Annotated in this window: 26 protein-coding genes; 12 read left to right on the plus strand and 14 right to left on the minus strand. The window is 61.4% G+C overall.

Features of this window, described 5'->3' with window-relative positions; all coding sequences use genetic code 11:
* Window position 1 precedes the first annotated feature (1 nt).
* On the plus strand, window positions 2–598 hold the full coding sequence (gene paaY, locus ACJ8J4_RS06885; RefSeq protein WP_021505794.1) for a phenylacetic acid degradation protein PaaY: 597 nt from the start codon (window positions 2–4) through the stop codon (window positions 596–598).
* 50 nt (window positions 599–648) lie between these two features.
* On the opposite strand, the gene ACJ8J4_RS06890 is transcribed toward paaY, so the two are convergent.
* From ACJ8J4_RS06890 to ACJ8J4_RS06910, 5 genes are all read right to left on the minus strand, one after another.
* Window positions 649–2,046 carry an amino acid permease gene (locus ACJ8J4_RS06890; RefSeq protein ID WP_025303372.1) on the minus strand — a complete coding sequence of 466 codons (1,398 nt, stop codon included), beginning with the start codon at window positions 2,044–2,046 and terminating at the stop codon, window positions 649–651.
* Window positions 2,047–2,066: 20 nt separating this feature from the next.
* Window positions 2,067–3,254 carry an amino acid aminotransferase gene (locus tag ACJ8J4_RS06895; protein WP_025303373.1) on the minus strand — a complete coding sequence of 396 codons (1,188 nt, stop codon included), beginning with the start codon at window positions 3,252–3,254 and terminating at the stop codon, window positions 2,067–2,069.
* A gap of 58 nt (window positions 3,255–3,312) precedes the next feature.
* Window positions 3,313–3,684, minus strand: coding sequence for a RidA family protein (locus ACJ8J4_RS06900; RefSeq protein WP_025303374.1), 372 nt, complete (start codon window positions 3,682–3,684; stop codon window positions 3,313–3,315).
* A 1-nt stretch (window position 3,685) separates the two neighbouring features.
* Entirely contained in the window at window positions 3,686–4,483 is a 798-nt protein-coding gene (locus ACJ8J4_RS06905) for an alpha/beta hydrolase (RefSeq protein ID WP_043140036.1), read from the minus strand.
* A gap of 147 nt (window positions 4,484–4,630) precedes the next feature.
* Window positions 4,631–5,542 carry a LysR family transcriptional regulator gene (locus ACJ8J4_RS06910; RefSeq protein WP_043140035.1) on the minus strand — a complete coding sequence of 304 codons (912 nt, stop codon included), beginning with the start codon at window positions 5,540–5,542 and terminating at the stop codon, window positions 4,631–4,633.
* 98 nt (window positions 5,543–5,640) lie between these two features.
* Between ACJ8J4_RS06910 and ACJ8J4_RS06915 the strand changes: the two genes are divergently transcribed.
* Together ACJ8J4_RS06915 and ACJ8J4_RS06920 are read left to right on the plus strand one after the other, a co-directional pair.
* The gene (locus tag ACJ8J4_RS06915) at window positions 5,641–6,258 is read left to right on the plus strand and encodes a glutathione S-transferase family protein (protein WP_025303377.1); all 618 of its coding nucleotides are present in this window, start codon (window positions 5,641–5,643) and stop codon (window positions 6,256–6,258) included.
* Window positions 6,259–6,262: 4 nt separating this feature from the next.
* Complete coding sequence (locus ACJ8J4_RS06920; RefSeq protein ID WP_025303378.1) at window positions 6,263–7,177, plus strand: pyridoxamine 5'-phosphate oxidase family protein; 915 nt, start codon at window positions 6,263–6,265, stop codon at window positions 7,175–7,177.
* A 37-nt stretch (window positions 7,178–7,214) separates the two neighbouring features.
* Here the strand turns inward: ACJ8J4_RS06920 and ACJ8J4_RS06925 are convergent, their stop codons facing one another.
* Entirely contained in the window at window positions 7,215–7,430 is a 216-nt protein-coding gene (locus ACJ8J4_RS06925; RefSeq protein ID WP_004935234.1) for a glycogen synthase, read from the minus strand.
* 214 nt (window positions 7,431–7,644) lie between these two features.
* On the opposite strand from ACJ8J4_RS06925, the gene gabD reads away from it, so the two are divergent.
* The 3 genes from gabD to ACJ8J4_RS06940 all read left to right on the plus strand — a co-directional run bounded on the left by gabD (window position 7,645) and on the right by ACJ8J4_RS06940 (window position 10,023).
* A complete protein-coding gene (gabD, locus tag ACJ8J4_RS06930) occupies window positions 7,645–9,120 on the plus strand; it encodes an NADP-dependent succinate-semialdehyde dehydrogenase (protein ID WP_025303379.1) in 1,476 nt (491 codons plus the stop codon).
* 98 nt (window positions 9,121–9,218) lie between these two features.
* Complete coding sequence (locus ACJ8J4_RS06935; protein WP_264383639.1) at window positions 9,219–9,632, plus strand: GyrI-like domain-containing protein; 414 nt, start codon at window positions 9,219–9,221, stop codon at window positions 9,630–9,632.
* A 22-nt stretch (window positions 9,633–9,654) separates the two neighbouring features.
* A complete protein-coding gene (locus ACJ8J4_RS06940) occupies window positions 9,655–10,023 on the plus strand; it encodes a glyoxalase superfamily protein (protein ID WP_025303381.1) in 369 nt (122 codons plus the stop codon).
* A 6-nt stretch (window positions 10,024–10,029) separates the two neighbouring features.
* On the opposite strand, the gene ACJ8J4_RS06945 is transcribed toward ACJ8J4_RS06940, so the two are convergent.
* Window positions 10,030–10,425, minus strand: coding sequence for a (R)-mandelonitrile lyase (locus tag ACJ8J4_RS06945; RefSeq protein WP_025303382.1), 396 nt, complete (start codon window positions 10,423–10,425; stop codon window positions 10,030–10,032).
* A gap of 172 nt (window positions 10,426–10,597) precedes the next feature.
* Here ACJ8J4_RS06945 and ACJ8J4_RS06950 point away from each other — a divergent pair, with 172 nt between their 5' ends.
* Window positions 10,598–11,491 (plus strand): LysR family transcriptional regulator, encoded by an 894-nt coding sequence (locus tag ACJ8J4_RS06950; protein WP_049209468.1) that lies wholly within the window; start codon window positions 10,598–10,600, stop codon window positions 11,489–11,491.
* Here the strand turns inward: ACJ8J4_RS06950 and ACJ8J4_RS06955 are convergent.
* Window positions 11,488–12,477, minus strand: a complete 990-nt coding sequence (locus ACJ8J4_RS06955; protein ID WP_043140026.1) for an aldo/keto reductase — start codon at window positions 12,475–12,477, stop codon at window positions 11,488–11,490. The two genes, ACJ8J4_RS06950 and ACJ8J4_RS06955, sit on opposite strands and share 4 nt — an antisense overlap.
* A 305-nt stretch (window positions 12,478–12,782) precedes the next feature.
* Here ACJ8J4_RS06955 and pqqU point away from each other — a divergent pair, with 305 nt between their 5' ends.
* From pqqU to ACJ8J4_RS06975, 4 genes are all read left to right on the plus strand, one after another.
* Entirely contained in the window at window positions 12,783–14,921 is a 2,139-nt protein-coding gene (pqqU, locus tag ACJ8J4_RS06960) for a TonB-dependent receptor PqqU (RefSeq protein ID WP_376788147.1), read from the plus strand.
* Between the two features lie 147 nt (window positions 14,922–15,068).
* Window positions 15,069–17,441 carry a glucose/quinate/shikimate family membrane-bound PQQ-dependent dehydrogenase gene (locus ACJ8J4_RS06965; RefSeq protein ID WP_025303386.1) on the plus strand — a complete coding sequence of 791 codons (2,373 nt, stop codon included), beginning with the start codon at window positions 15,069–15,071 and terminating at the stop codon, window positions 17,439–17,441.
* Between the two features lie 227 nt (window positions 17,442–17,668).
* Window positions 17,669–17,854, plus strand: a complete 186-nt coding sequence (locus ACJ8J4_RS06970) for a hypothetical protein (protein WP_025303387.1) — start codon at window positions 17,669–17,671, stop codon at window positions 17,852–17,854.
* Window positions 17,851–18,030, plus strand: a complete 180-nt coding sequence (locus ACJ8J4_RS06975; RefSeq protein WP_019453466.1) for a hypothetical protein — start codon at window positions 17,851–17,853, stop codon at window positions 18,028–18,030. The genes ACJ8J4_RS06970 and ACJ8J4_RS06975 overlap by 4 nt, the downstream gene beginning before the upstream one ends.
* Window positions 18,031–18,060: 30 nt before the next feature.
* Here the strand turns inward: ACJ8J4_RS06975 and ACJ8J4_RS06980 are convergent, their stop codons facing one another.
* The 3 genes from ACJ8J4_RS06980 to ACJ8J4_RS06990 all read right to left on the minus strand — a co-directional run bounded on the left by ACJ8J4_RS06980 (window position 18,061) and on the right by ACJ8J4_RS06990 (window position 20,283).
* A complete protein-coding gene (locus tag ACJ8J4_RS06980) occupies window positions 18,061–19,494 on the minus strand; it encodes an EmmdR/YeeO family multidrug/toxin efflux MATE transporter (RefSeq protein ID WP_025303388.1) in 1,434 nt (477 codons plus the stop codon).
* A gap of 113 nt (window positions 19,495–19,607) precedes the next feature.
* The gene (gene gspS / locus ACJ8J4_RS06985; RefSeq protein ID WP_025303389.1) at window positions 19,608–20,006 is read right to left on the minus strand and encodes a type II secretion system pilot lipoprotein GspS; all 399 of its coding nucleotides are present in this window, start codon (window positions 20,004–20,006) and stop codon (window positions 19,608–19,610) included.
* Window positions 20,007–20,082: 76 nt separating this feature from the next.
* The gene (locus tag ACJ8J4_RS06990) at window positions 20,083–20,283 is read right to left on the minus strand and encodes a hypothetical protein (protein ID WP_016927170.1); all 201 of its coding nucleotides are present in this window, start codon (window positions 20,281–20,283) and stop codon (window positions 20,083–20,085) included.
* Window positions 20,284–20,500: 217 nt separating this feature from the next.
* Between ACJ8J4_RS06990 and ACJ8J4_RS06995 the strand changes: the two genes are divergently transcribed.
* Window positions 20,501–20,935 (plus strand): DoxX family protein, encoded by a 435-nt coding sequence (locus ACJ8J4_RS06995; protein WP_049203985.1) that lies wholly within the window; start codon window positions 20,501–20,503, stop codon window positions 20,933–20,935.
* A gap of 57 nt (window positions 20,936–20,992) precedes the next feature.
* On the opposite strand, the gene ACJ8J4_RS07000 is transcribed toward ACJ8J4_RS06995, so the two are convergent.
* From ACJ8J4_RS07000 to ACJ8J4_RS07010, 3 genes are all read right to left on the minus strand, one after another.
* The gene (locus ACJ8J4_RS07000; RefSeq protein ID WP_025303392.1) at window positions 20,993–21,625 is read right to left on the minus strand and encodes a helix-turn-helix domain-containing protein; all 633 of its coding nucleotides are present in this window, start codon (window positions 21,623–21,625) and stop codon (window positions 20,993–20,995) included.
* A 155-nt stretch (window positions 21,626–21,780) separates the two neighbouring features.
* On the minus strand, window positions 21,781–22,251 hold the full coding sequence (locus ACJ8J4_RS07005; protein ID WP_025303393.1) for a MarR family winged helix-turn-helix transcriptional regulator: 471 nt from the start codon (window positions 22,249–22,251) through the stop codon (window positions 21,781–21,783).
* Window positions 22,241–23,728, minus strand: coding sequence for a UbiD family decarboxylase (locus ACJ8J4_RS07010; RefSeq protein WP_049203987.1), 1,488 nt, complete (start codon window positions 23,726–23,728; stop codon window positions 22,241–22,243). The genes ACJ8J4_RS07005 and ACJ8J4_RS07010 overlap by 11 nt, the downstream gene beginning before the upstream one ends.
* Between the last annotated feature and the right edge of the window lie 347 nt (window positions 23,729–24,075).

Here is a 24,075-nt window from a genome sequence, read left to right on the forward strand (position 1 = left end):
TATGCCTGTGTATCAGATTGACGGCCTGACGCCGGTCGTCGACCCCAGCAGTTACGTACACCCGACGGCGGTGCTGATCGGCGACGTGATCGTCGGCAAACACGTGTATATCGGCCCGAACGCCAGCCTGCGCGGCGATTTTGGCCGCCTGGTAATCTGCGACGGCGCCAACATTCAGGACAACTGCGTGATGCACGGCTTCCCGCAGCAGGACACGGTGGTGGAAGAAGACGGCCATATCGGCCACGGCGCCATCCTGCACGGCTGCCGCATTCGCCGCAACGCGATGGTGGGCATGAACGCGGTGGTGATGGACGGTGCGGAGATCGGCGAGAACACCATCGTCGGCGCGATGGCGTTCGTCAAAGCCGCGGCGGTGATCGAAGCCAACAAGCTGGTGGTCGGCAGCCCGGCGCGCGTGCTGCGCGATCTGACCGAACAGGAGCTGGCCTGGAAGATCGCCGGCACCCGCGAGTATCAGGATCTGGTACAGCGCTGCAAATCCTCGCTGCACGAAGTGGCGCCGCTGACCGAAATCGAACCGGGCCGCCAACGCCTGAGCTTCGGCGACCACCTGATCCCGAAAAGCCAGCTTTAATCCCCGGGGCTGAGATGCGCCTCAGCCCCTCCCCTTATTACTCCACCTCATTACTCCACCTCCGGCGCCTTGAACGGCGACGGTGTAGCCGCGCGGCGGCTCTGGAAGTGATAAGCCACCACCAGCAGCAAGGTGAACGGAATGCCGAACCACAGCGTCATGCGGAAGAATTCGGTAAACGCCGTCGAGATCATCAGCGCCGCCATCAGCCCGGCGCCGAGCAAGGTGGTATAGGGAAAGCCCCACATGCGGAACTTCAGGTGGGTCTGCCGATGCCGGCGGCGGAAGAACAGGTGGGTGACGAAAATCATCAGCCAGGTAAAGCAGGCGCCATACACCGAGATAGACATCATGGCGGCGAACGAGGTTTCCGGCGCCACCAGGCTCAGCACGATGGACACCACGATACCGATGCACGACATCGCCAACGCATTGACCGGAATGCCGCGCCGGCTGACGCGCCCCAATGCCGCCGGCGCCTGCCCGGCACGCGACAGCGAGAACATCATGCGGGTGGTGATGTACAGCTGGCTGTTCATTGCCGACAGCGCTGCCACCAGCACGATAAAGTTGAAAATACCGGCGGCGGCGGGCAGATGGATCACGTTCATCGCCATCAGGAACGGGCTTTCGCCGGTGCCGGACTGGCGCCAGGGCACGATGGCCAGCATCAGGGCGATCGACAGCATGTAGAAGATGAACAGCCGCACGATGGTGCCCTTGAACGCCGCCTTCACCGCAATCACCGGATTTTTCGCCTCGCCGGCGGCCACCGCAATCATTTCAATGCTCAGGTAGCTGAAGATGGACACGATCACCGCGAACCACATGCCCTTGACGCCAAACGGCATGAAGCCGCCGGCGGTCAGGTTGCGCAGGCCGTAGGCCGGGTTGCCCGAGAATGCCAGAATGCCGATGCCGATCAGAATAAACGCCACGATCGCCGTCACTTTGACGGTGGACAGCGCGTATTCCACCTGGCCGAACGACTTCACCCCGATCACGTTGACGACGATCACCGCCGCCGAGAACAGCAGCACCCACGGCCAGGTCGGCGTCGCCGGGAACCAGAACTGCATGTACATGCCGATGGCGGTGACTTCGGTACCCACCGCCAGCACCACACAGGACCAGTAAGAATAACGCACCAGAAAACCGAACAGCGGGCCGAGATAGAATTCGGCGTAGTCGCCGAACGAGCCGGGCGTCGGGTGTTCGGAGGTCATCTCCGCCAGGCTGCCCATCAGCAGTAGCGCAATGACGCCGCCGATCAGGTAGCTCAACAATACCGACGGCCCCGCCATCTGAATGGCGTAGGCGCTGCCGAGAAACAGCCCGGTGCCGATGGCGCCGCCGATCGCCAGCATCGACATCTGCCCGGCGGTAAGATGCTTGTTCAACCCGCCCTGACGGCGGGCGATATGCTCAAAATCATTCATCTGTGGCATGGCTGGGTTCCCGAGCGGAGTTAGGCGGTACGGGTGACGTCGAGAATGGCGGCGGTCACATAGTCAATGTTGCCGGGATTGAGCCCCGGCAGGCACATGCGGCCGGGCGAGACCAGATAGATGGCATAGCGCTGCCGCAGGGTCTGCAGCTGCGCTTCGTTCAGGCCGGTATAGCTGAACATGCCGCGCTGATCGCGAATACGCCGGTGATCCAGCGAAGAGCCACCCTGCGCCAGCCCGGCGGCCAGCTGTTCACGCATTTGCTTGATGCGCGAGCGCATTTCTGCCAGCTCATTGCGCCAAAGCTCGCCAAGTTCGGCGTCGCCGAGCAGGGTTTCCACGATCTGGCTGCCGTGCGTCGGCGGGCAGGAGTAGCTGCGGCGGATCAGCGTTTTTAACGCCCCTTTGACGTTGGCGGCATTTTCCGCGTCGGCGCAGCGCACCGACAGCGCGCCCAGACGCTGGCCGTACAGCGCGACGTTTTTGGAAAACGAATTGCAGACCAAAAACGGCAGATCGGTTTTCAGCGCTTCGCGCAACGCAAAGCAGTCCTCCTCCAGCCCGTCGCCGAAGCCCTGATAGGCGATATCGAACAGCGGCAGCAGGCTGCGTCGCTGCAGCACGGCGAGCGTGGCGCGCCACTGCTCCGCCGTCAGATCGGTGCCGGTCGGGTTATGGCAACAAGGATGCAACAGGACCACGCTGCCCGGCGGCAGGCTGTCCAACGCGTCGAGCATGGCGGCGAAACGCAGGCCGCCCGCCGCTTCATCAAAGTAGGGATAGGTATTCACCCGCAGCCCGGCGCCTTCGAAAATCGCCCAGTGATTGGCCCAGGTGGGATCGGACACCCAAATTTCACCGCGCGCCAGAAAGTGGCGCAAAAAATCCGCCGCCAGCTTCAACGCGCCGGAGCCGCCGACGGTCTGCACCGTGGCGATCTCGGCCGCCTGTTGCTCACCGAACAGCAGCGTCTGCACCTGGCGAGCAAACTGCGACGAACCCTCGATCGGCGGATAGCCATGTGGGCGACGCAGCGCCAACAATCGCTGTTCGGCCGCCTCAACCGCGCGCATCAGCGGAATATTCCCCTGTCGGTCGTAATACAGACCAATGCCTAAATTCACTTTTTGCGGATTGGGGTCCTGCAAATAGGCTTCCATCAGCGACATAATAGGATCGGCCGCGGAAGGTGCAATCTGTTTAAACATGACACATCCTTAACTCGTTATTGAATTAATATAAAGGCGAACTTAAGAAGAAATTAAATCAGGCGATGGCGCTGACGGTAATTTCTATTTTCATCCCCGGCACCACCAATTTTTCGACAATGACCGTGGAGCGATTGGGATAAGGATAATTAAAGTATTTCCGGTAAATATCATCGAGGCATTTAACGTCGTTGACGTCGGTGAGATACACGATCACCTGCAGAACCTTATCGCTGTGGCTGCCCGCCGCCTTCAGCGTCTGCGCCAGATTATCGAAGGTCAGCGTAATCTGTCGCTCCGGCGCGCCGGTGTCGATGCTGCCGTCCGCCCGCACCGGGCCGTGAGCGGTAAACAGCATGCCGCCGCCCCGGGTGGCCCAGGAAAAAGGCTGGCCGATCTCCGGCAGCCCGGTATCTACGATCTCGCGCATGTCAGTGGTTCCCGTGGTGGTTAAGTTGGCGAAGCAGCGCGCCGTCGGCGGCGAACAACGCATCCAGAATGGTGAAATGATTGGCGCCGGGCACCGCGACCAGTTCTGCCGACAACCCGCGTTGGCGCAGCGCCGCATGATAGTGTTGCGACTGGCCTCTCAGTTCCGGCAGCTCCAATGCGCCGTAATACAGCGTAAGCGGCTTGCCGCGCGTCGGCAGGTGGCGCGCCGGGCTGAGCGTTTCAATTTGCCGCGCAGTCAGCTGCAGCGCCCGATTGACATAGCTTTGTTGCAGCGGCGCCAGCTCGAACAGGCCGCTGATGGGAAAGACCGCATCCACCAACGCATGCTGCTGCCAAAACGCCGCCAGATGGCCGCCGGCGGAATGGCCACACAGATGCACCGGATAGGCATAGTGCGGCGGTAGGCGGCGCTGAATGGCATTCAACGCCACACCGATCTGTCGGCATATTTCGTCGAGATCCACCGCCGGCGCGAGCGCATATTCCACCAACACCACGTCAAAACCCAACGCCAACGGCCCGGCGGCGATAAAGGCGAAATCTGCCTTATCGCAGAATTGCCAATAGCCGCCGTGAATAAAAATTAACGTCCCCTGATGCTGCTTTGCAGAATAGAGCCAATCCAATGTTTCGCGTTCGCCGTTGCCATAAGCAATATTGTTTTCATGGCGCGTCTGTTTATAAACAGCCGCACTGCGGGTTTGAAATGAAGTCAAAATAGCCGCTTCATTATCCACCGTGGCGCCGTTGTCATAACTCCCCGCAAGTGGTTTCATATATTAAACTTAGTTTATTATTTAAGATGTGAATTAACTATTAGCACCGGCAACATTATTGTCAAGACGGGCGCATCAGCAATGCGCGCCCGGTAAAATAAAACCTGATGAATAATGAAAAAGTTTAACCCATGAAACTTTTTGCGCTTATTTCCCCCGCCCACCCGGATGAATTTGCGGCAAGGCGCTGAGCCGTTCAAATGCATAATCCCAAAAGGCGCGCACCTTCAGCGGCATGTGCTGCGCCTGCTGCGCCACCAGCTGTACCGGCATAGGCAACGGCTCGTGATCCGTCAACAGCCGCACCAGCGTACCGGCGGCCAAATCGTCCGCCACCTGATACGAGAGCAACCGGGCGACGCCCTTGCCGGCGCGCACCGCCAGCAGTTGCGCTTCCACGTCGTTGAGCAACAGCCGGGGAGCCAATCGCACCCGCTCGCCGTTTTCCTGCGGGCCGAAGCGCCATTCGCGCAGCGACGGCCGCTGGGTGCCGACGATAGTGGCATGTTCCGCCAGCTGCGCCGGTGAGCTCGGTTCACCGCAGCGCGCCAGGTAATCCGGGCTGGCGACCGTCACCCGGCTGACCTGCCCCAGCCGCCGCGCCACGCGCGAAGAGTCCTGCAGATGACCGATGCGCACCGCGATATCCAATCCTTCGTCAATCAGATCGAGATTGCGATCGTTCAATACCATTTCGATCTGCATCTGCGGGTAATCATCGAGAAACGCCATCACCACCGGCGCCACATAGCGGCGGCCGAACTGCACCGGCGAAGTGACGCGCAGCAAGCCGCTCAGCTGCGCTTCGGCGGTATCCTGCACCACCGCCTGATAATCCTGCAGCAGCTGTTGCGCGCGTTCCAACAGCCGCATACCCGCTTCGGTGGGCGCCAGCCGCCGGGTCGTTCGCTCCACCAATCGGGTACCGAAACGCTGTTCCAGCGCGGCGATCGCCCGGGTGATCGCCGGCGCCGAACGCCGCAGTTTGCGCCCGGCCGCCGCCAGGCTGCCTTGCTGCACCACCGCCACGAAGATCGCCAACTCGTCTAACCGATCCATAGATTCTTCCGAAAAGTGAAATTATCAATTTCCACATTGCCGGATTTCGCTCGTTCAACGCAAGAGTATGCTGACAAAAAGCACTGAGGAGAAACGCCATGTCCACCATCACACTCTACGGCACCCCGCTTTCCGGCCACGTTCATCGCGTGGCGTTGCTGCTGCGTATGCTGGCGCTGCCCTATGCATGGGTCGAAGCCTCGGCGGACGTACGGCAGAGCGCAGCCTTCCGCCAGCTCAATCCGTTCGGCCAGATCCCGGTCTTACAGGATGGCGATCTGACGCTGGCCGACAGCAACGCCATTCTGGTCTATCTGGTGAAGCGCTATGCGCCGGACAGCCACTGGCTGCCGGAACAGCCGGCGGCGGCCGCGCGGGTGCAGGCCTGGCTTTCCAAAGCCGCCGGTGAAGTTCGCTACGGCCCGGCCTCTTGCCGACTGATCGCCCAATTCGCGGTGCCGGAGGATTATCAGGCGGCGCGGGCGGTCAGCGATCGTTTTCTGCCGCAGATGGAACAGCATCTGAGCGAGCGGGACTACCTGGCCACCGAACAGCCCACCATCGCCGATCTGGCCTGCCACAGCTACGTAGCGGTCGCGGCCGAAGGCGGCATTTCGTTGGCGCCTTACCCTGCGATACGGCGCTGGGCGGCGCGCATCGTTGCACTGCCCGGCTTCTTTGCCATGCCGGCCCTGCCGGAACCGGCGGCGAGCTGACGCCATGATCCCGCAACTGTTCCATCCGGATGAGCTGCGCGCACAGACGCTGGCCGGGTTTGGCGGCGTAGGCGGCGGCATCTACCCCGCGATGCCGGATCAGCACCGCGCGTTTTTCGCCGCGCTGCCCTACCTGTTCGTCGCCACGCTGGATGAACAAGGCTGGCCCATCGCCACCCTGTTTACCGGCCCGCCCGGATTTTTACGCACGCCGGACGACACGCATTTACGCATCAGCGCGCCGCGCCGCAGCGACGATCCCGCCCAGGCGCTGTTGCTGCCCGGCAAGCCGGTCGGCGCGCTGGGGCTGGATTTCAGCAACCGGCGGCGCAACCGCGCCAACGGCGCCGTCAGCCGCACCGACAAAAACCGGGTGGAAATCCTCGTTCAGCAAAGCTTCGGCAACTGCCCGCAGTACATTCAGCGCCGAGAACTCTACCCGGTGGACAGCCGGCCGCAGCCGGTTGAGCATTTAGCCTCGCTGGATGCGGCGGCGCAGGCGCTGATCCGCGCCGCGGACACCTGCTTCGTCGCCAGCGGCGCGCACCTGGCACTGGCGCAGGGCGGCGTGGATATTTCCCATCGCGGCGGCCGCCCCGGCTTTATCCATCTGGAAGGCGACACGCTGTGGATGCCGGATTTTCGCGGCAACCGCTACATGAACACGCTGGGCAATCTGCTGGCCGAACCGCGGGCGGCGCTGCTGTTCATCGATTTTGAACGCGGCGACGTGCTGCATCTGCAGGGGGAAACGCAGATCCTCTGGCAAACGGAGGGGCATCCCGCCGTTGAAGGCGCAGAACGCTATTGGCGGTTTGACGTGCGCCGCACCTGGCGTTTTGCGGCAGCGCTGCCGTGGCGGGGACGAAATCTGGAGTATTCGCCGGCAACGCTGGCGACCGGGGTGTGGCACCGCTGAAATGAAAAGCCCCGCTGCGGCGGGGCTGGATCGGAAATTACAGGCTGTGTTCGGCCGCCGATGCGGCCTGATAAAGCTGACGAAAATAATTCAACCGCGCAAAGAACAGGCGGCTTTGCTGCTCCGACATATTGCCGGCCACCTGCCCGGCGTCAATCTGCCGCCCTTGCCATTCCATCAGAGCGATGCTCGACGCCAAAAAATCCATTTCGCTGCCGTAGGCCGCGAGATGTCTGTCCACTGATTTCATCATTCGCACACTCCTTTTAATTACATCGAAAAGGGTCATATGCCTGCTCTTTCAGTATCGGCCCGACGGAGGATATTTTTTGTACAGAAGGTGCGCATAAAGAAAACGACCATCTTGTTGCCGCGCGGGCAAACGGCGGCGGCAAAATTTGCTAGGGTAAAGGGTAGCCGTATGGGATAGACCACTCTGTTGAACTCAGGAAAGAAGGAAGAGACTCATGAGCACCAGCATCTGCGCTACCCTCAAGGATCCCACGCTGTTCCGCGAGGCCAACTACATCGACGGGCAATGGTTGCCGGCCCAGGAAGGCCGTTCGATCGCCATTCATAACCCCGCCAACGGAGAACGGGTCGGCCACGTACCGGCCTTCGGCGCCGAAGAAACCGCTCGCGCCATCGCCGCCGCCAGAAAAGCGCTGCCCGCCTGGCGCGCGCTGACCGCCAAAGAGCGCGCCGGCAAGCTGCGGCGGCTGTTTGAATTGATGATGGAAAATCAGGAAGATCTGGCGCGCATCATGACGGCGGAACAGGGCAAACCGCTGGCCGAAAGCCGCGGTGAAATCGCCTATGCCGCCTCCTTTATCGAATGGTTCGCCGAAGAAGGCAAACGGGTATATGGCGACACCATTCCGCAGCCGCAGGCCGGTCGCCGCATCATCGTGCAAAAAGAGCCGATCGGCGTGTTCGCGGCCATCACCCCGTGGAACTTCCCGGCGGCGATGATCACCCGCAAAGCCGGCCCCGGCTGGGCCGCCGGCTGCACCGGGGTGATCCGCCCCGCCAGCCAGACCCCGTTCTCGGCGCTGGCGATCGCCGTGCTGGCGGAGCGCGCCGGGCTGCCAGCCGGGGTATGCAACGTGATAACAGGCCCCAGCAAAGGCATCGGCGGCGAACTCACCGCCAACCCGGACGTGCGCAAACTCTCCTTCACCGGCAGCACCGAAGTCGGCGCGCAGCTGCTGGCCCAGTGTGCGCCCACCATCAAGAAAACCAGTATGGAGCTGGGCGGCAACGCGCCGTTTATCGTGTTTGATGACGCCGATCTGGACGCCGCCGTGGCCGGCGCGGTCGCCTCAAAATACCGCAACGCCGGCCAGACCTGCGTCTGTACCAACCGTTTTCTGGTGCAGGACGGCGTATATGATGCGTTCGCCGCCAAGCTGAAAGCCGCCGTCGCCAAGCTGAAAGTCGGCAACGGCCTGGATGATGGCGTCACCATCGGCCCGTTGATTAACTCGGACGCGGTGGAGAAAGTGCGCGAGCATATCGCCGACGCCGTCGAGCACGGCGCCTCGGTGCTGTTGGGCGGCAAGCCTGACGCGCTGGGCGGCAATTTCTTCACCCCGACTATCCTGACCGATGTGCCGCGCACGGCGAAAATCTTCCGTGAGGAGACGTTCGGCCCGGTGGCGCCCTTGATCCGCTTCAGCCAGGAGGCCGACGCCGTCGAACTGGCCAACGACACGCCGTTCGGCCTGGCCGCTTACTTCTACAGCCGCGACATCGGCCGGGTGATGCGCGTGGCCGAAGCGCTGGAGTACGGCATTGTCGGCATCAACGAAGGGCTGATCTCCACCGAAGTGGCGCCGTTCGGCGGCATGAAACACTCCGGTTTGGGCCGTGAAGGCTCAAAATACGGCATCGAAGACTATCTCGAGATCAAATACCTGTGCCTCGGCGGTTTGGGCGCCTGATGTGAGGGCCCCCGCGCCTGCGGGGGCCCTGTCTGGCGGTTTTGGGGAGCCTTTGCTACCTTTAGGCATCTTTTCAGCGGTTAAAAGGAATTGCCTCTATGCAGCCCCTCTCGGTACACCTGCCCGATTTTTACGTCGCCGGCCACACAATCAGAACCACCAATCAGGACGAAACCCAGCCCGAGACGGCTAAAATCCCCGCGCTGTGGTCAGACTTTTTCGCCACCTCGCCCGCCATGCCGGTTTACGGGGTCTACTCCAACTACGCCTCCGACGCCAGCGGGCCGTTTGATGTCACCGCCGGCAGTGAGGCACAGAGCGGTTTGCACATCCAACCTGGCCGCTATCTGGTGTTCCAGGCCCGAGGCGCCATGCCGGCGGCGGTCATCGAAGGCTGGCAAGCCATCTGGGCCTACTTCGAGCAACACCCGGAAATCGAACGTCGCTTCCTGACCGACTTCGAAGCCTATACCGGCCCCGACGCGGTCGATATCCATATCGGCTGCCGCTAACGCGACAGTGAGGTCAACAATGATGACGCTCTCCCCCGCCATTCCGATCCTGCGTATCTTTTCCGTCGACAAGGCCAAAGAGTTTTATCTGGATTTTCTCGGTTTCACGCTGGCGTGGGAGCACCGCTTCAGCGAAGACCTACCGCTGTACATGCAGGTGACCCGCACCGGGCTGACGCTGCACCTGAGCGAACACTACGGCGACAGCACGCCCGGCGCCGCCATTTTCATCCCGGTGCACGATATCGACGCGCTGCACCGGGAGCTCACGGCCAAAAACTATCGCTATGCCCGGCCGGGCCTGGAGATTGTCGACTGGGGCAAAGAGCTGAACCTCACCGATCCGTTCGGCAACCGGCTGCGGTTTTGCGAACAGAGCCCCTCGGCCTGATCGGCGTTATGGCCGATATTCCGCCTCGCTGACCGGCTCAAGCCAGGTCACCGGGCTGCCGTCCACCGCTTCGGCGATGGCGATATGGGTCATGGCGGTGTCCGGTGTCGCACCGTGCCAGTGTTTGACGTCGGCCGGTATCCAAACGATATCGCCGGGATGCATCTCCTGCGTCTTCTCGCCCCACATCTGGATCCACCCGCGCCCCTGAGTGACGATCAGCGTCTGGCCGAGCGGATGCGTATGCCAGGCCGTGCGGGCGCCGGGTTCGAAGGTGACGGTCGCGCCGCCCACCCTGGCCGGCGCGTCACCGGCGAAGGGGGCATCGATGCGTACCTGCCCGGTAAAGTAATCCGCCGAACCGCGCTGTGATGGGATAGAACCGCTGCGTTGTATTTTCATCTGTCGTGTCCTCCACGTCGGCTTTCCAACCGACGCTGATAGTTATGAGTCAGCGATGCCAAGATAGCGCCATGCTTTTCCGGTGACTAGCGGGTAAAATGCGCAAGGAGCTATGAGCTCAATTCATAAATCTACGCGCGGCAGCGCCCCAACTTTGCTCTCCGGTGCCGGTATGTTGAAAGAAAACTTTAACGATCTGATCGCTTTCCTGATGGTGGCCAGGGAGCGCAGCTTCACCAAAGCGGCGGCGCAGCTTGGGGTTTCCCAATCGGCACTCAGCCACGCTATTCGCGGCCTGGAAGAACGCCTGGCGCTGCGCTTGCTCACGCGCACCACTCGCAGCGTCGCCCCCACCGAGGCCGGTGAGCGGCTGCTCAACAGCATTGGCCCGCGCTTGGCGGAGATTGAAAGCGAGCTGAACGCGCTGGGTGAAATGCGCGATCGGCCCGCCGGCAACATCCGCATCACCGCCGGCGAACACGCGGTGGATGCGGTACTGTGGCCGGTGCTGCGCACTTTTCTCGTCGATTACCCGGATATCAACGTGGAGATCACCGTCGACAACAGCCTGACCGACATCGTCGCCGGGCGATTCGACGCCGGAATCCGGCTGGGGGAACAGGTGGCGAAGGACATGGTCGCGGTGCGCATCGGGCCGGCCATGCGCATGGTGCCCGTCGCCTCCCCTGACTATTTCGCCCGTTACGGCCTCCCCGCTACGCCGCAAGCGCTGCAAAACCATCGCTGCATCAACATGCGCCTGCCCACCCTCGGCGGGCTGTACGCCTGGGAATTTGCCCGCGATGGCCGGGAGATTAAAGTGCGGGTGGAGGGGCAACTGACCTTCAACAGCCTGCGCCAGCGAATCGACGCCGCGCAGCTCGGCCTCGGCATCGCCTTTGTGCCGGAAGATACCGTCGCCGAGCCGCTGGCCGACGGTCGGTTGCTGATGGCGCTGGACGACTGGTGCCCGCCGTTTCCCGGTTATTACCTCTATTATCCAAGCCGCAGGCAACACACTACCGCCTTTGCGCTGCTGATTGAGGCGCTGCGACGCGGGGCTTAACGCCCGACGTTCTTCTGCAGATACGCCGGGTAACGATCGCCGATCACGTCGATAGCGGAGAGCGCACGCTCGATCGCGCCCAGTTCGTCCGCCGCCAACACCACCGACGCCGCCGCAAAGTTTTCTTCCAGCCGGTGACGCTTGGTGGTTCCCGGGATCGGCACGATCCACGGCTGCTGGGCCAGCAGCCAGGCCAGGGCGATCTGCGCCGGCGTCACGCCTTTGCGCTGCGCTATCTGCCCCAGCACGCTCACCAGCGCCTGATTGGCCCGGCGCGCTTCGGCGCTGAAGCGCGGCACCAGGTTGCGAAAATCGCCGCTGTCAAAGGTGGTGTCCTCGGTAATGGCACCGGTGAGAAAGCCCTTGCCGAGCGGGCTGAACGGCACCAGACCGATGCCCAGCTCTGCCAGCGTCGGCAAGATTTCACGCTCCGGCTCGCGCCACCACAGCGAATATTCGCTTTGCAGCGCCGTGACCGGCTGCACCGCGTGAGCTCGCCGAATGGTTTGCGCACCGGCTTCCGACAGGCCGAAATACTTCACTTTCCCTTCGCGAATCAGTTGCTGCACCGTACCGGCCACCTCCTCGATAGGCACCTCAGGATCGACACGGTGCTGATACAGCAAATCGATCGTCTCTATCCGCAGGCGCTTCAACGAACCTTCCACCGCCTGGCGAATATGCTCCGGGCGGCTGTTCAACACCTGCTGCCCCGCCGGCTGCGGCAGATCGAAACCGAACTTGGTGGCGATGACGACCCGGTCGCGCACCGGCGCCAGCGCTTCGCCCAACAATTCCTCGTTGGTGAACGGACCATAAATCTCGGCGGTATCGAAGAACGTCACGCCCTCGTCAACCGCGGCACGGATCAGATCGACCGCCTGCCGTTTGTCGGTGGCCGGGCCGTAGCCAAAGCTCAGTCCCATACAGCCCAACCCCAACGCCGAGACTTCCAGCCCTTCGCGCCCCAATTTGCGTGTTTGCATCTTCACTCTCCCACTGATTGATACCGGCCCCGCCTGACGCGGAGCCGTTCCGGTGTGGTGACTGTAAAACGCGACTGCCGCCATGACTATGGGGCGAAATACGCTTGAGCTTATGAGCCAGGCTCATGAATCCGTTAACCGTCGCTGGGACCGGAGTTTTTGCGGGAACGTTCCTGCCCGAGATACTCTATACTGATATCAGGATGCCTTACCCTTTTCGTTTAGCGTCATGTAGATGGAGCGACAGATGGCTAACTCTGAATCGACTTGCAATTCCCTTTCAATACCAGTGGCAGATTTATTCCATGACCAATAAGAAAAGCGCCGTGCTTACCCCGGCTGCAATGCTATTGCTACATCCCATGTTTGCCAGCCAGGCGCTGGCGGCAGAAAATAATGAAGAGAAAAGCGACACCCTGGTGGTGATGGCGCAACCCACCGGATTGACCGAGCTGGGATCGCCGGTGTCCGTCAGCGTGATCGACGGCCAGGACCTGCGCAACGCCGCACCGCAGATTAACCTGTCGGAAAACCTCGGCAGCGTGCCGGGCCTGCAGCTCCAAAACCGGCAAAACTATGCGCAGGATCTGCAGCTGTCGATACGCGGATTCGGTAGCCGATCGATGTTCGGCGTGCGCGGGGTGCGCATGTACGTCGACGGCATTCCCGCCACCATGCCCGACGGCCAGGGACAAACCTCCAACATCGACATCAACTCCGTCGAGCGCATCGAGGTGCTGCGCGGCCCCTATTCCGCGCTGTACGGCAACGCTTCGGGCGGGGTGATCTACGTTGACACCCAGACCGGCACCCAGCCGCCAACGCTGGAGGCCGGCGGCTATTTCGGCAGCGACAATACCTGGCGCTATGGGGTGAAAGCGACCGGCGCCACCGGCGACGGTACCCAGGCCGGCGACGTCAACTACGCCATCTCGGGCACCCGCTTCACCACTCAGGGCTACCGCGATCACAGCGCCGCGCGGAAAAACCTCGGCAACGGCAAGCTCGGTGTGCGGCTGGACGACGTCAGCACCCTGACGCTGATGTTCAACAGCGTCTCAATCGATGCCGGCGATCCGGGCGGCCTGACCGAGGCAGAGTGGAAGGAAAACCCGCGCCAGGCGCCGCGCGCGGATCAATTTAACACCCGCAAGTCGCTCGATCAGACCCAGGCCGGCCTGCGCTATCAGCGCCAGATGAGCGAGCGCGACGAACTGACGCTGACTGCCTACCACGGCGAGCGCCACACCACGCAGTACCAGTCCATCCCGATGGGGCCGCAGCTCAATCCCACCCACGCCGGCGGGGTGATCGTGCTGGAAAGAAAATATCAGGGCATTGACACTCGCTGGAAGCATGAGGATACTCTCGCATCGTTACCGGTAACACTGATCGGCGGTCTGGATTATGAAACCATGACCGAACGCCGCCAGGGGTTCGAAAACTTTATTCTGCGAGACGGCACTGTGGACTACGGCGAGAAAGGCGACCAGCGGCGCAACGAGAAGAACCGTATCTGGAACCTGGATCCTTACCTGCAAACCTCCTGGCAACTGACGCCGCGCTGGACGCTGGACGCCGGCCTGCGCTACAGCACCGTCAGCTTCGACTCGACCGACTATTACATCACGCCGCGCAACGGCGACGACAGCGGCAGCAAACGCTACCACCAGTGGCTGCCGATGGGCTCGCTCAACTACAAGATCAACCCGGCGTGGAACGTCTATCTCTCCGCCGGCCGCGGCTTTGAAACCCCGACCATCAACGAACTCTCCTACCGCCCCGACGGCCAGACGGGCCTCAATATCGGCCTGCAGCCGTCCACCAGCGATACCGTCGAACTGGGCAGCAAGCTGCGCCTCGGCAACGGCCTGGTGAGCGCTGCGCTGTTCCAGACCGATACCGACAACGAGCTGGTGGTGGCGGAAAGCAGCGGCGGACGCACCAGCTACGCCAACGCCGGCAAAACCCGGCGGCGCGGCCTGGAGCTGGCGCTGGATCAAGAGTTCGCACTGGACTGGCGCCTGCATATGGCCTGGACGCTGCTGGACGCCACCTACCGCAGCGATATGTGCGGTAAATCCGGCTGTACCCCCGCCGGCAATCACCTGCCAGGCATCGCCCGCAACATGGGCTACGCCTCGCTGGCCTTTGCACCGCCGGAAGGCTGGCACGCCGGCGCGGAGCTGCGCTACATGAGCGACATTCAGGCCAACGACGCCAACAGCGCGCAGGCCCCCTCTTACACCGTGGCCGGCGTAAACGCCGGTTATCGCTTTACCTGGAACCGCTGGGCGCTGGACGTGTTCAGCCGGGTGGACAATATTTTCGACCGCCGTTACGTCGGTTCGGTGATCGTCAACGAAGGCAATGGCCGCTATTTCGAGCCGGCGCCGGGTCGCAACTGGGGTGGCGGCGCCACCTTGTCTTACCGCTTTGAATAAGGCAAAGCACCTTAAGGTTAAAAGACGGGATGGATTTTACGTCACCCTAGCGGCTTCCCGCTGAAATAATAGGGAGAAACCGCGTGTTTTTTCCGATTTGGCTTAATCTCTAAATCGGGGACTTTCATTTTTGGTAAGGGTATTGCTATGCAAAATAAAGCGTCACTATCGCCGCTTATCGTCATAACGGCGCTGTTTGCCGCGCTGAGCGGGCTTTATCTGCTCGGCGGCGGCATCTGGCTGGCCAAGTTGGGCGGTTCGCTGTATTACATCATCGCCGGGCTGGTGCTGCTGGCGACCTCCTGGCTGCTGTTCCGCCGCCGCGCCACCGCGCTGCTGCTGTACGCGGTGTTCCTGCTGGGCACCACTATTTGGGCCCTGTGGGAAGTCGGCCCGGACTTCTGGGCGCTGACGCCGCGCCTGGACGTCACCTTCTTCTTCGGCCTGTGGCTGGTGCTGCCGTTTATCTACCGTAAGCTGGTCGCCAACGGCAAATTCGCCTACGGTGCGCTGAGCGCGGCGCTGGCGATCACCGTCATCGCACTGGCATATGCCGTATTCAACGATCCGCAAGAGATCAACGGCACCCTTGACGCCGCGCAGGTCCAGCCGAAAGACGCCACCGGCGCCGACTGGCCGGCCTATGGCCGCACCCAGGAAGGCACCCGTTACTCGCCGCTGAGCCAGATCAACGACAAAAACGTTGGCCAGCTGCAAGAAGCCTGGCGTTTCCAGACCGGCGATCTGAAGACCGCCAACGATCCGGGTGAGATCACCAACGAAGTCACGCCGATCAAGATCCGCGATACCCTTTACATGTGTACGCCGCACCAGAAGCTGTTCGCACTGGATGCCGCCACCGGTAAAGAAAAGTGGAAATTTGATCCGCAGCTGAAGTATAACCCGACCTTCCAGCACATCACCTGCCGCGGCGTGTCTTACCACGAAACCGCTGCAGCCGCGGGCGCCGCCGGCGATGCCGCACCGGCGATGTGCGCACGCCGCATCATTCTGCCGGTCAACGACGGCCGCCTGTTCGCGCTGGACGCCGAAACCGGCAAACCGTGCCCGGACTTCGCCAACAACGGCGAGCTGAACCTGCAGAGCAACATGCCGTATGCGACGCCGGGCCACTACGAGCCGACCTCACCGCCGGTGATCACCGATAACGTGATCGTCGTTGCCGGTGCCGTGACCGACAACTACTCCAACCGTGAGCCTTCCGGCGTGATCCGCGGCTTCGACATCAACAGCGGCAAGCTGCTGTGGGCCTTCGATCCGGGCGCGAAAGATCCGAACGCCATCCCGGCGGACGAGCACCACTTCGTGCCGAACTCGCCGAACTCTTGGGCGCCGGCCGCCTATGACGCCAAGCTGGATATCGTCTATCTGCCGATGGGCGTCGCCACGCCGGACATCTGGGGCGGCAACCGCACCCCGGAAATGGAGCGCTACGCCAGCGGCCTGCTGGCGCTGAACGCCTCCACCGGCAAACTGGCCTGGTTCTATCAGACGGTCCACCACGACCTGTGGGATATGGACGTGCCGGCGCAGCCGACCCTGGCGGACATTACCGACAAGAGCGGTAAAAAAGTGCCGGTCATCTATGTGCCGACCAAAACCGGCAACATCTTCGTGCTGAACCGCACCAACGGCGAGCTGGTGGTGCCGGCGCCGGAGAAACCGGTACCGCAGGGCCCAGCCAAAGGCGACCGCCTGTCACCGACCCAGCCGTTCTCCGAGCTGACCTTCCGTCCTGAGAAGAAGCTGACCGGTGCGGACATGTGGGGCGCGACCATCTATGACCAACTGGTCTGCCGCGTGATGTTCCACAGCCTGCGTTATGAAGGCACCTTCACCCCGCCTTCCGAGCAGGGCACGCTGGTGTTCCCGGGTAACCTGGGCATGTTCGAATGGGGCGGCCTGGCCGTCGATACCGATCGCGAAATCGCCATCGCCAACCCGATCGCGCTGCCGTTCGTCTCCAAACTGATCCCGCGCGGCCCAGGCAACCCGATTGAGCCGCCGGAAGGCGACAAAGGCGGCAGCGGCACCGAGTCCGGCGTACAGCCGCAATATGGCGTGCCGTTCGGCGTTACCCTGAACCCATTCTTGTCACCGTTCGGCCTGCCGTGCAAACAGCCGGCCTGGGGTTACATTTCCGCCGTGGATCTGAAAACCAACGACATCGTGTGGAAAAAACGCATCGGCACCGTGCGCGACAGCTCACCGCTGCCACTGCCGTTCAAAATGGGCATGCCGATGCTGGGCGGCCCGGTAACCACCGCCGGTAACGTGTTCTTCATCGGCGCCACCGCTGACAACTACCTGCGCGCTTTCAGCGTGACCAACGGTGAAAAACTGTGGGAAGCGCGCTTGCCGGCCGGCGGCCAGGCGACGCCGATGACCTATGAGGTCAATGGCAAGCAGTACGTGCTGATCTACGCCGGCGGCCACGGTTCCTTCGGCACCAAGCTGGGCGACTATGTGATCGCTTACGCCCTGCCCGATCAGAAGTAACCACCGCCGTTAGTACCTCGCAAAGCACGCCGCAAGGCGTGCTTTTTCTTTTCCCTCCCCGCTGACACCCCTCTCGCAATACCCTTAATTTTTTCACTTTCATTATTGATAATGGTTATCATTCGCAATATTATGAATGCATGGCCCCGGCAGCGGCCTGCAATCCTACTCCAGCTTAATGGTAATACTACGATCAGCCGCTTGCGGGCGGCCTTATTCGGAGGCGCATGGTCGACCATACTCGGAAGCATAGAAAGAAAATTCTGCAAGCGGCGGTGAACACGCGGCGCGCCGGCCTGCCGTTCGCAGCGGATCCCCCTGTCGCCCCGCCCTTTATTGGCTTGGCCCATCAGACGGAGGCGGTGCTGGTGCACCTGGTCGGCCATGATGACGTACAGGAGAAGCATAAATGAACCTGCAACCCTTTACCGCCATGCTGATGTTCGCCTACGTGCTGCTGATGGTGCCGCTGCTCTACGTCATCGACAGCCGACTGAGCGCCAGCAGACTGGTGCGCAAGGCCACGCAAAACGTCATCATTATCGCGTTGACGCTGTTGTTCTTCAGCGCGATGACGCTTTTATACTGAGGCCATCTCGCCGGTGCCCCGCGGCCGACGTTACTCGGCCTCCCGGCGTTTGGCCCGCGGATATTTCCACAGCCAGCGCCCGCTGATCATGCGCCAGTAGAACAAGGCGCCGCGCACCGCCCAATCGAAGAACATCCCCAACCAGACACCCACCACGCCCATGCCCAGTTCGATACCCAGCACATAGCCAGCCACCACGCGGCAGCCCCACATGCCGAGCATCGTCACCCACATGGCAAAGCGGGCGTCGCGCGCGCCTTTCAGCCCGGCAGGCAACACCCATGAAGCGGCCCAGATCGGCATAAAGGCGGCGTTGAGCCAAATCAGGGTTTTCACCACCGTTTTCACATCATCCTGCGAGGTATAAAACGCGGCGAATACCCCGGCCAGCGGCGCCGTGCCCCAGGCGATGGCGGTCAGCCCAAGGGTCGATAGCCAGAAAATATGGCGCAGTTGCCGCTCCGCCTGACCGATCTCGCCCTTGCCGAGCCGCCGACCGACGATGATGGTCGAGGCCGATCCCAATGCGTTGCCCGGCAAGTTAATCAACGAAGCGATGGAGAAGGCGATGAAGTTGCCGGCGATAACGTTGGTGCCCATGCCGGCGACAAACATCTGCGTCAACAGCTTGCCGCCGTTGAACAGCACCGATTCGACGCTGGCGGGAATGCCGATCCCCAACACTTCCCACAGGATGCTCATCTTGAGCGGCGTGAAATAACTTTTCAGCGTAATGTGCAGCGCCGGATTAAAGCCGATCGCCAGCACATAGAGGATGGCGATGGCGCCGATATAGCGGGAAATCGTCAGCCCCAGCCCGGCGCCGACAAAGCCCAGCCCGTGCCAGCCGAGCATGCCGTAAATCAGGATGCTGCTGATGATGATATTGAGGATATTCATGCCACCATTGATCAGCAGCGGGATCTTGGTATTACCCGCGCCGCGCAACGCGCCGCTGCCGATCAGCGCAATCGCCGCCGCCGGGTAGCTCCACACCGTGGTCTGCAGGTAAGAAAGCGCCAGCGCTTTCACCTCCGGCGACGCCGCGCCGGCGATCACATCGATGATCGATTCGCCCGCCAGGTGAATGCCCGCCGCCAACAGCACCGCCACGCCGGTCATCAAGACCAGCGACTGACGCGCCGCCGCCCGCGCACGCCGGCGATCGCGCTTGCCGAGGCTGAAGGCCACCACCACGGTGGTGCCGAGATCCACCGCGGCAAAAAAGGCAATGATCACCATGTTGAAGCTGTCCGCCAGCCCCACCCCGGCCATCGCCTCTTTGCCGAGCCAGCTCACCAGAAAGGTGCTCAGCACCCCCATCAGCAAAACGCAGGCATTCTCCAGAAAGATCGGCACCGCCAGCGGCGTGATCTCGCGCCAGAACAGCACGCGGTAGCTTTTCCGTTTGGCGTACCAGGGCGTATTTTCCACGCGCTGACGCAGTGCGGCATACAGATTCAAGGTGGGCTCGATGGATAAAAGTGAAACATCATTTCAAATGATGATCGATAAATCGTTATCCTGCAAAGAATTTTTAGGCGCCCGTAACGAGCGCCCGACAGGCTTACCCAACGCTACTCCATGTAGTCTTCCTGATCGGCCTGCGCCGCCGCGATAAAACGCGCGGTACTGCGGCTGAGCGTGGCGCATTTGTCCGTCAGCAGCTGATTGTCCTGCTGCAGAGTCAGGTAACGCGCCTGGGTGAGCGTCGGCAACTGTCGATACCCTACCGCATGCGTATCCCAGCCGCGATGCTGCGCCGCACGCATCGCGGTGCGTTGCAATTTCACGTCGTCCGGCACGTCGCTGCGCCCGCAGTCCACGCGCAGGAAATGCCCGCCGGCCAGCATCAGAGCGATGTGATCCAATTGCGCCTGCAGCGGCGGCGCCGGTCGATGCGCCGTCTGCTGACAACCCGCAAGCAGCAGCAACGCCACCGCGCCGCAAAGAAACGTGCGAAACAGAGTAGACATGGGCGCTCCCGGAAACCTGTGGGTGATGCAATTATCTTAGGTGAGCGGATGCCGGGCGGCAAGGCGGGCAGCGCGCTTAGCGCCGGCCGCTGCTGACCTTGGTGGCGCGAGCGGGGTTGCCGGCGACGAATTCCAGCGTAGGGGAATAATAAAACGGCAGCCAGGCGTTATAGCCGCTCTCCCACTCCCATTTGACCGGGCAGGGCCACAGCATGTCTTCATGCAGGATGTAATAAATCCACCGCCCGGGCGGACGACGGGGTTTGCGCATTTTCATAGCGAGTACGACGGCCTGATGACGTGCGATAAGGTGAACTGCTGCATTTTACCGCGATTTGGGTCGCGGGGACAGCCTGCGTTGCCGTGTGAAGCACCCGCTAAATCTCACCCGGTGATTCGGCGTAAAGTCCGCCGTTTTACTGATCCAGAACATCTTTCGCATTCACCTTATTGATATATTGATTGAAAATCATTCCTATTCAGGAGGAAGGGCCATGGTTAAGTCATTGAATGCATTGTTCACGCGCCTTTTTGATCGTCCGGACGCCGGCAAGCTGGCACTCAGACTGACCTTCGGCGGGCTGATGCTGTTTCACGGCGTGGCGAAAATTCAGCACGGCGTCGGCTGGATTGCCGGTGCGTTGCAGGAACAGGGGCTGCCCGCCTTCATCGCCTACGGCGTGTATGTAGGGGAGATCCTGGCGCCGATACTGATCATTTTGGGGCTGTTCACCCGCCCCGCCGCGCTGGTTTACGCCTTTACGCTGGTGGTGGCATTTTTGATGGTGGGCACCGGCAAGGTGTTCAGCGTCACTGACGTCGGCGCCTGGGGCATTGAAAACGAACTGGTGTTCTTTATGGGCGGGCTCGCCATTCTGCTGCTGGGCAGCGGCAAATACACGATCGCGCGTAATGAAGCCTATCGGTAAGCCGCGCATTCCATAAGGAGGTTCTTGGTTTGAACCTCCTCGGTGCGGAAACGGCGTTTAACTCTCGGCCAGGCGGTACACTGGGACCTTGCGCGTCGTGCCGGTCAGGGTGTCGAAGATCTCCGTTTCCGCCGTCACGATCGCCATGCCAGTTTTTCTTAGCCTGCGCACCTCGGCAGCAATGCGCTGGATGCCGAACCAGAACAAGCCATCCAGCGCCGTCACCGGCAACCCTTGCTCCAGCGCCAGCTTAAGCCGCTCACGCGGCGCCTTGAGCGCTTTGGCAATTTCCCGGTAAGGCAGCGCATCCACGCCCGACGCAGATGTTCGGTGAATACGGGTCGACAGGCCGTATTGGAAAGCCTCCGGCACGCCGCTCAAATCGCTTTTCAGGCTGTAGACACAGCCAAAGCGCTTGCCGTTGAACACCACATTTTTTTGACTGATCGACAACTCATCACGCAGGCCGGCAATCAGCTGCGGTGCCCGCACCAGCAATAAGCGAAATGGCAATTCGAAACTGGTCACGTAGTCCACATTGAGCAGCGCAATGCGCAGACGCTCTTCCGCCCCGGCCTGCGTCTCGCGGCACTCGTTCAACACCTCGCTCCACTGGTGCGCGAGCCGCGGGGCTTCATCCAGCGGCGCGAAATGGTATTTCTCGATGTGGTAGTCGATTCTTTCGTTCATGTCCGTTGCCCCCGCGTCAGTCATCATTGCCATCAGCAAATTACCTTACCTGCGGTCAACAGTACAACACCGCATCGTGCAGCAGAATGCGGTCAAGCGGGATAAAACGGCGCCCCCGCCACCGAGCGTTTTCTCCGCAACTGGGACCGGAATAGCTAAGGGGTATCGATAAACAACATCATGCGTTGCAAAGCGTCATCCAGGGCACTGAGCCCCGCGTCATCCAGGCAGGCCATCAGCTGGGCGTCATAATCCGCCACCCATTGCCTCGCCTGGTCAAAAATGGGGCGAGACGCCGGCATGACGCGCAGATATACCGCGCGCTTATCTTCCGGATCGGGGAAGCGCGCGACCCACCCCCGATTAACCAGTTGGGTGATCGTACGGCCTAGCGCGGTGCGATCGGTCTGCGAATGCGCTATCACCTCGCTCATGGCCACGTCGCCCGGAAAACTGTAGAGAATACGCAACGCGCGCCACTCATGGAGGCTGAGCCCTTGCAATGCGAGTAACGCAGACAGCCGTTTTTCGCGGTGACGCACCACCTCCGTCATCCTGTAAAGCGCACCGTCGGGCAATCCCATTCCCTGTCGGCCGCTATGCCTGTCTTTTTTTTCAGAACCCATACTGTTTCCAATTAGCCTCGACTTTTACCCTGACCTGTTCCGGATACGAGTGCCTGAAAGAGGCGGTACCCGCACGTGTTACGCCGCTGAACTGCTCGGGGAACAGGCAGTTGATGATGGCTTTGCCGCCGCTGCCGCGCGCCTTGTCTTCTTCCGACAGGTACGGCACCATCGGGAACTCGCGTACGTCCGGGAAAATAAAATGATCGCGCGCCGGATGTGAGCGCGTAGCCAACGCCCAAACCACCTGATTGATATCGACAATATCAATGTCATTGCCGACCAGAATCAGTTTGGGGATCAGGTAGCCCGCATGCGAACCGAAGACTACTTCCGCCACCTTACCGGCAAAATCCGCCGCGTTGGTCCTCATGTCGGCCAGTTTTTCAATATCGACGGACACCACCGCCCAACAGGTTGCCGCCTCATAGGAACACCAGACAAAGTCGACGGGCAATGCCGCGCTCTGCAGGGTTTCCAGCAGTTGGGCCGATATCATGGTGCCCCAGATCGTATGATTTTCCTCCGGCGGCGTGCCGGCGACGCAAATCGGCAAAATGGGGTCATCGCGAAACGTCATCGCGTGCACATGGAACACCGGCTGTTCATGGCCCTGCTGGTGTTGATAGCCGTGATACTCCCCCATCGGCCCTTCCAGCGCCGTCTCCGTCAGGCTGATTTCACCTTCCAGCACAATTTCCGCATTGGCCGGCACCCAGAGATCGTTGGTTTCCGCTTGGGTGAGCGTGACACTTTTACCGAGCAACGCGCCGACATAGTCAGGCTCACTGACGCCGGCCGGCAACGGCATCCCCGCGACCGCCACCGCGGCAGGCGGCGCCCCGAGCACCATCGCCCACGGCGTAGGTTTCCCTTCCCGACGCCACATTTCACGGATCATGCCGATGTGCTGGGTGGGGATTGCCGGGCCGGTGAGACGATTGCGATCGAGCATCATGAGCCTGCCGATGCCCCAGCTGTGCCACTTCCCGTCCGGGGATTGCACGACATGGAACCCGTAGGTGCCGAAATAGCGCCCGCCATCCCGTTCATGCAGCAGAGGCACCGGGAAGCGTGCCAGATCAACCTCGTCACCTCGCCAAATATTCTCTTTCACCGGGCCGGTCGAACAGTAATCGGGGGCAAGCGGTTCCGCCTTCACCGCCCGGCGAATCGCCGCCACGATATCTCGCGGGGAGCTCTCTGGCGGTAGGCCAAAATGGAGGGCGAGGCGAGAATAGGCATGTTCCGCAGAAGCGAGCATGCCGGCCGGCGCGCCAAGAATGCGAGCCCCCGGCATCGCGCCCGCCACATGATGAAATAGCGGAGCCGAAAGCCGTTGCTCATAGACCCGGCGGCAGACAGCCGCTATCTCCAGGTCGGCGGAAACTTGCTGATGCACGTCGACCAAATCGTTTCGGCGACGCAACTCCTCAATGAAGTGACGAAAATCCAGTGCGCAATCGAGCAAACTCATGGCAAATCCTCCAGTTTCCGGGCGTTCAGTCCCTTCTATTCCCATCGCGGCGGAGAGGAGACCGTTTTTATGTGCATGTGCACACATATTAGTGCACGAAAAATCGCGTGTAAATACACGCTACCCTGGAGATGTTGGGCATGTTGTCAGTCTGGCAAACTCTTCAAGGGATAGCGGAGTCAGGCCATGCACGCCCCTGCCGGCAGGCATTATCACCGTGGCGGTTTCACACCTTCAGCATGATTGGCCTGCGCCTGGCACTGGGCTTACCACAAGCGCCGCACCGGGTTTAAGCGCAACATGGCTCACAAAATGAAGAACATAATCGCAAAATGCTATTCGTTGAT

Origin of the sequence: Serratia sp. CY47280 (assembly GCF_052168655.1) — a bacterium.
GTDB classification, from domain to species: Bacteria; Pseudomonadota; Gammaproteobacteria; order Enterobacterales; family Enterobacteriaceae; genus Serratia; species Serratia bockelmannii.

Coding starts and splice junctions, on each gene's coding strand:
- ACJ8J4_RS06890 (WP_025303372.1), bottom strand. CDS start 2,046: ATGCCACAGATGAATGATTTTGAGCATATCGCCCGCCGTCAGGGCGGG.
- pqqU (WP_376788147.1), top strand. CDS start 12,783: ATGACCAATAAGAAAAGCGCCGTGCTTACCCCGGCTGCAATGCTATTG.
- gabD (WP_025303379.1), top strand. CDS start 7,645: ATGAGCACCAGCATCTGCGCTACCCTCAAGGATCCCACGCTGTTCCGC.
- paaY (WP_021505794.1), top strand. CDS start 2: ATGCCTGTGTATCAGATTGACGGCCTGACGCCGGTCGTCGACCCCAGC.
- ACJ8J4_RS06925 (WP_004935234.1), bottom strand. CDS start 7,430: ATGATGAAATCAGTGGACAGACATCTCGCGGCCTACGGCAGCGAAATG.
- ACJ8J4_RS06940 (WP_025303381.1), top strand. CDS start 9,655: ATGACGCTCTCCCCCGCCATTCCGATCCTGCGTATCTTTTCCGTCGAC.
- ACJ8J4_RS06900 (WP_025303374.1), bottom strand. CDS start 3,684: ATGCGCGAGATCGTAGATACCGGGCTGCCGGAGATCGGCCAGCCTTTT.
- gspS (WP_025303389.1), bottom strand. CDS start 20,006: ATGTCTACTCTGTTTCGCACGTTTCTTTGCGGCGCGGTGGCGTTGCTG.
- ACJ8J4_RS06975 (WP_019453466.1), top strand. CDS start 17,851: ATGAACCTGCAACCCTTTACCGCCATGCTGATGTTCGCCTACGTGCTG.
- ACJ8J4_RS06950 (WP_049209468.1), top strand. CDS start 10,598: ATGTTGAAAGAAAACTTTAACGATCTGATCGCTTTCCTGATGGTGGCC.
- ACJ8J4_RS06970 (WP_025303387.1), top strand. CDS start 17,669: ATGGTCGACCATACTCGGAAGCATAGAAAGAAAATTCTGCAAGCGGCG.
- ACJ8J4_RS06910 (WP_043140035.1), bottom strand. CDS start 5,542: ATGGATCGGTTAGACGAGTTGGCGATCTTCGTGGCGGTGGTGCAGCAA.
- ACJ8J4_RS06935 (WP_264383639.1), top strand. CDS start 9,219: ATGCAGCCCCTCTCGGTACACCTGCCCGATTTTTACGTCGCCGGCCAC.
- ACJ8J4_RS06995 (WP_049203985.1), top strand. CDS start 20,501: ATGGTTAAGTCATTGAATGCATTGTTCACGCGCCTTTTTGATCGTCCG.
- ACJ8J4_RS06965 (WP_025303386.1), top strand. CDS start 15,069: ATGCAAAATAAAGCGTCACTATCGCCGCTTATCGTCATAACGGCGCTG.
- ACJ8J4_RS07005 (WP_025303393.1), bottom strand. CDS start 22,251: ATGGGTTCTGAAAAAAAAGACAGGCATAGCGGCCGACAGGGAATGGGA.
- ACJ8J4_RS06915 (WP_025303377.1), top strand. CDS start 5,641: ATGTCCACCATCACACTCTACGGCACCCCGCTTTCCGGCCACGTTCAT.
- ACJ8J4_RS06955 (WP_043140026.1), bottom strand. CDS start 12,477: ATGCAAACACGCAAATTGGGGCGCGAAGGGCTGGAAGTCTCGGCGTTG.
- ACJ8J4_RS06895 (WP_025303373.1), bottom strand. CDS start 3,254: ATGTTTAAACAGATTGCACCTTCCGCGGCCGATCCTATTATGTCGCTG.
- ACJ8J4_RS06945 (WP_025303382.1), bottom strand. CDS start 10,425: ATGAAAATACAACGCAGCGGTTCTATCCCATCACAGCGCGGTTCGGCG.
- ACJ8J4_RS06920 (WP_025303378.1), top strand. CDS start 6,263: ATGATCCCGCAACTGTTCCATCCGGATGAGCTGCGCGCACAGACGCTG.
- ACJ8J4_RS07010 (WP_049203987.1), bottom strand. CDS start 23,728: ATGAGTTTGCTCGATTGCGCACTGGATTTTCGTCACTTCATTGAGGAG.
- ACJ8J4_RS07000 (WP_025303392.1), bottom strand. CDS start 21,625: ATGAACGAAAGAATCGACTACCACATCGAGAAATACCATTTCGCGCCG.
- ACJ8J4_RS06990 (WP_016927170.1), bottom strand. CDS start 20,283: ATGAAAATGCGCAAACCCCGTCGTCCGCCCGGGCGGTGGATTTATTAC.
- ACJ8J4_RS06905 (WP_043140036.1), bottom strand. CDS start 4,483: ATGAAACCACTTGCGGGGAGTTATGACAACGGCGCCACGGTGGATAAT.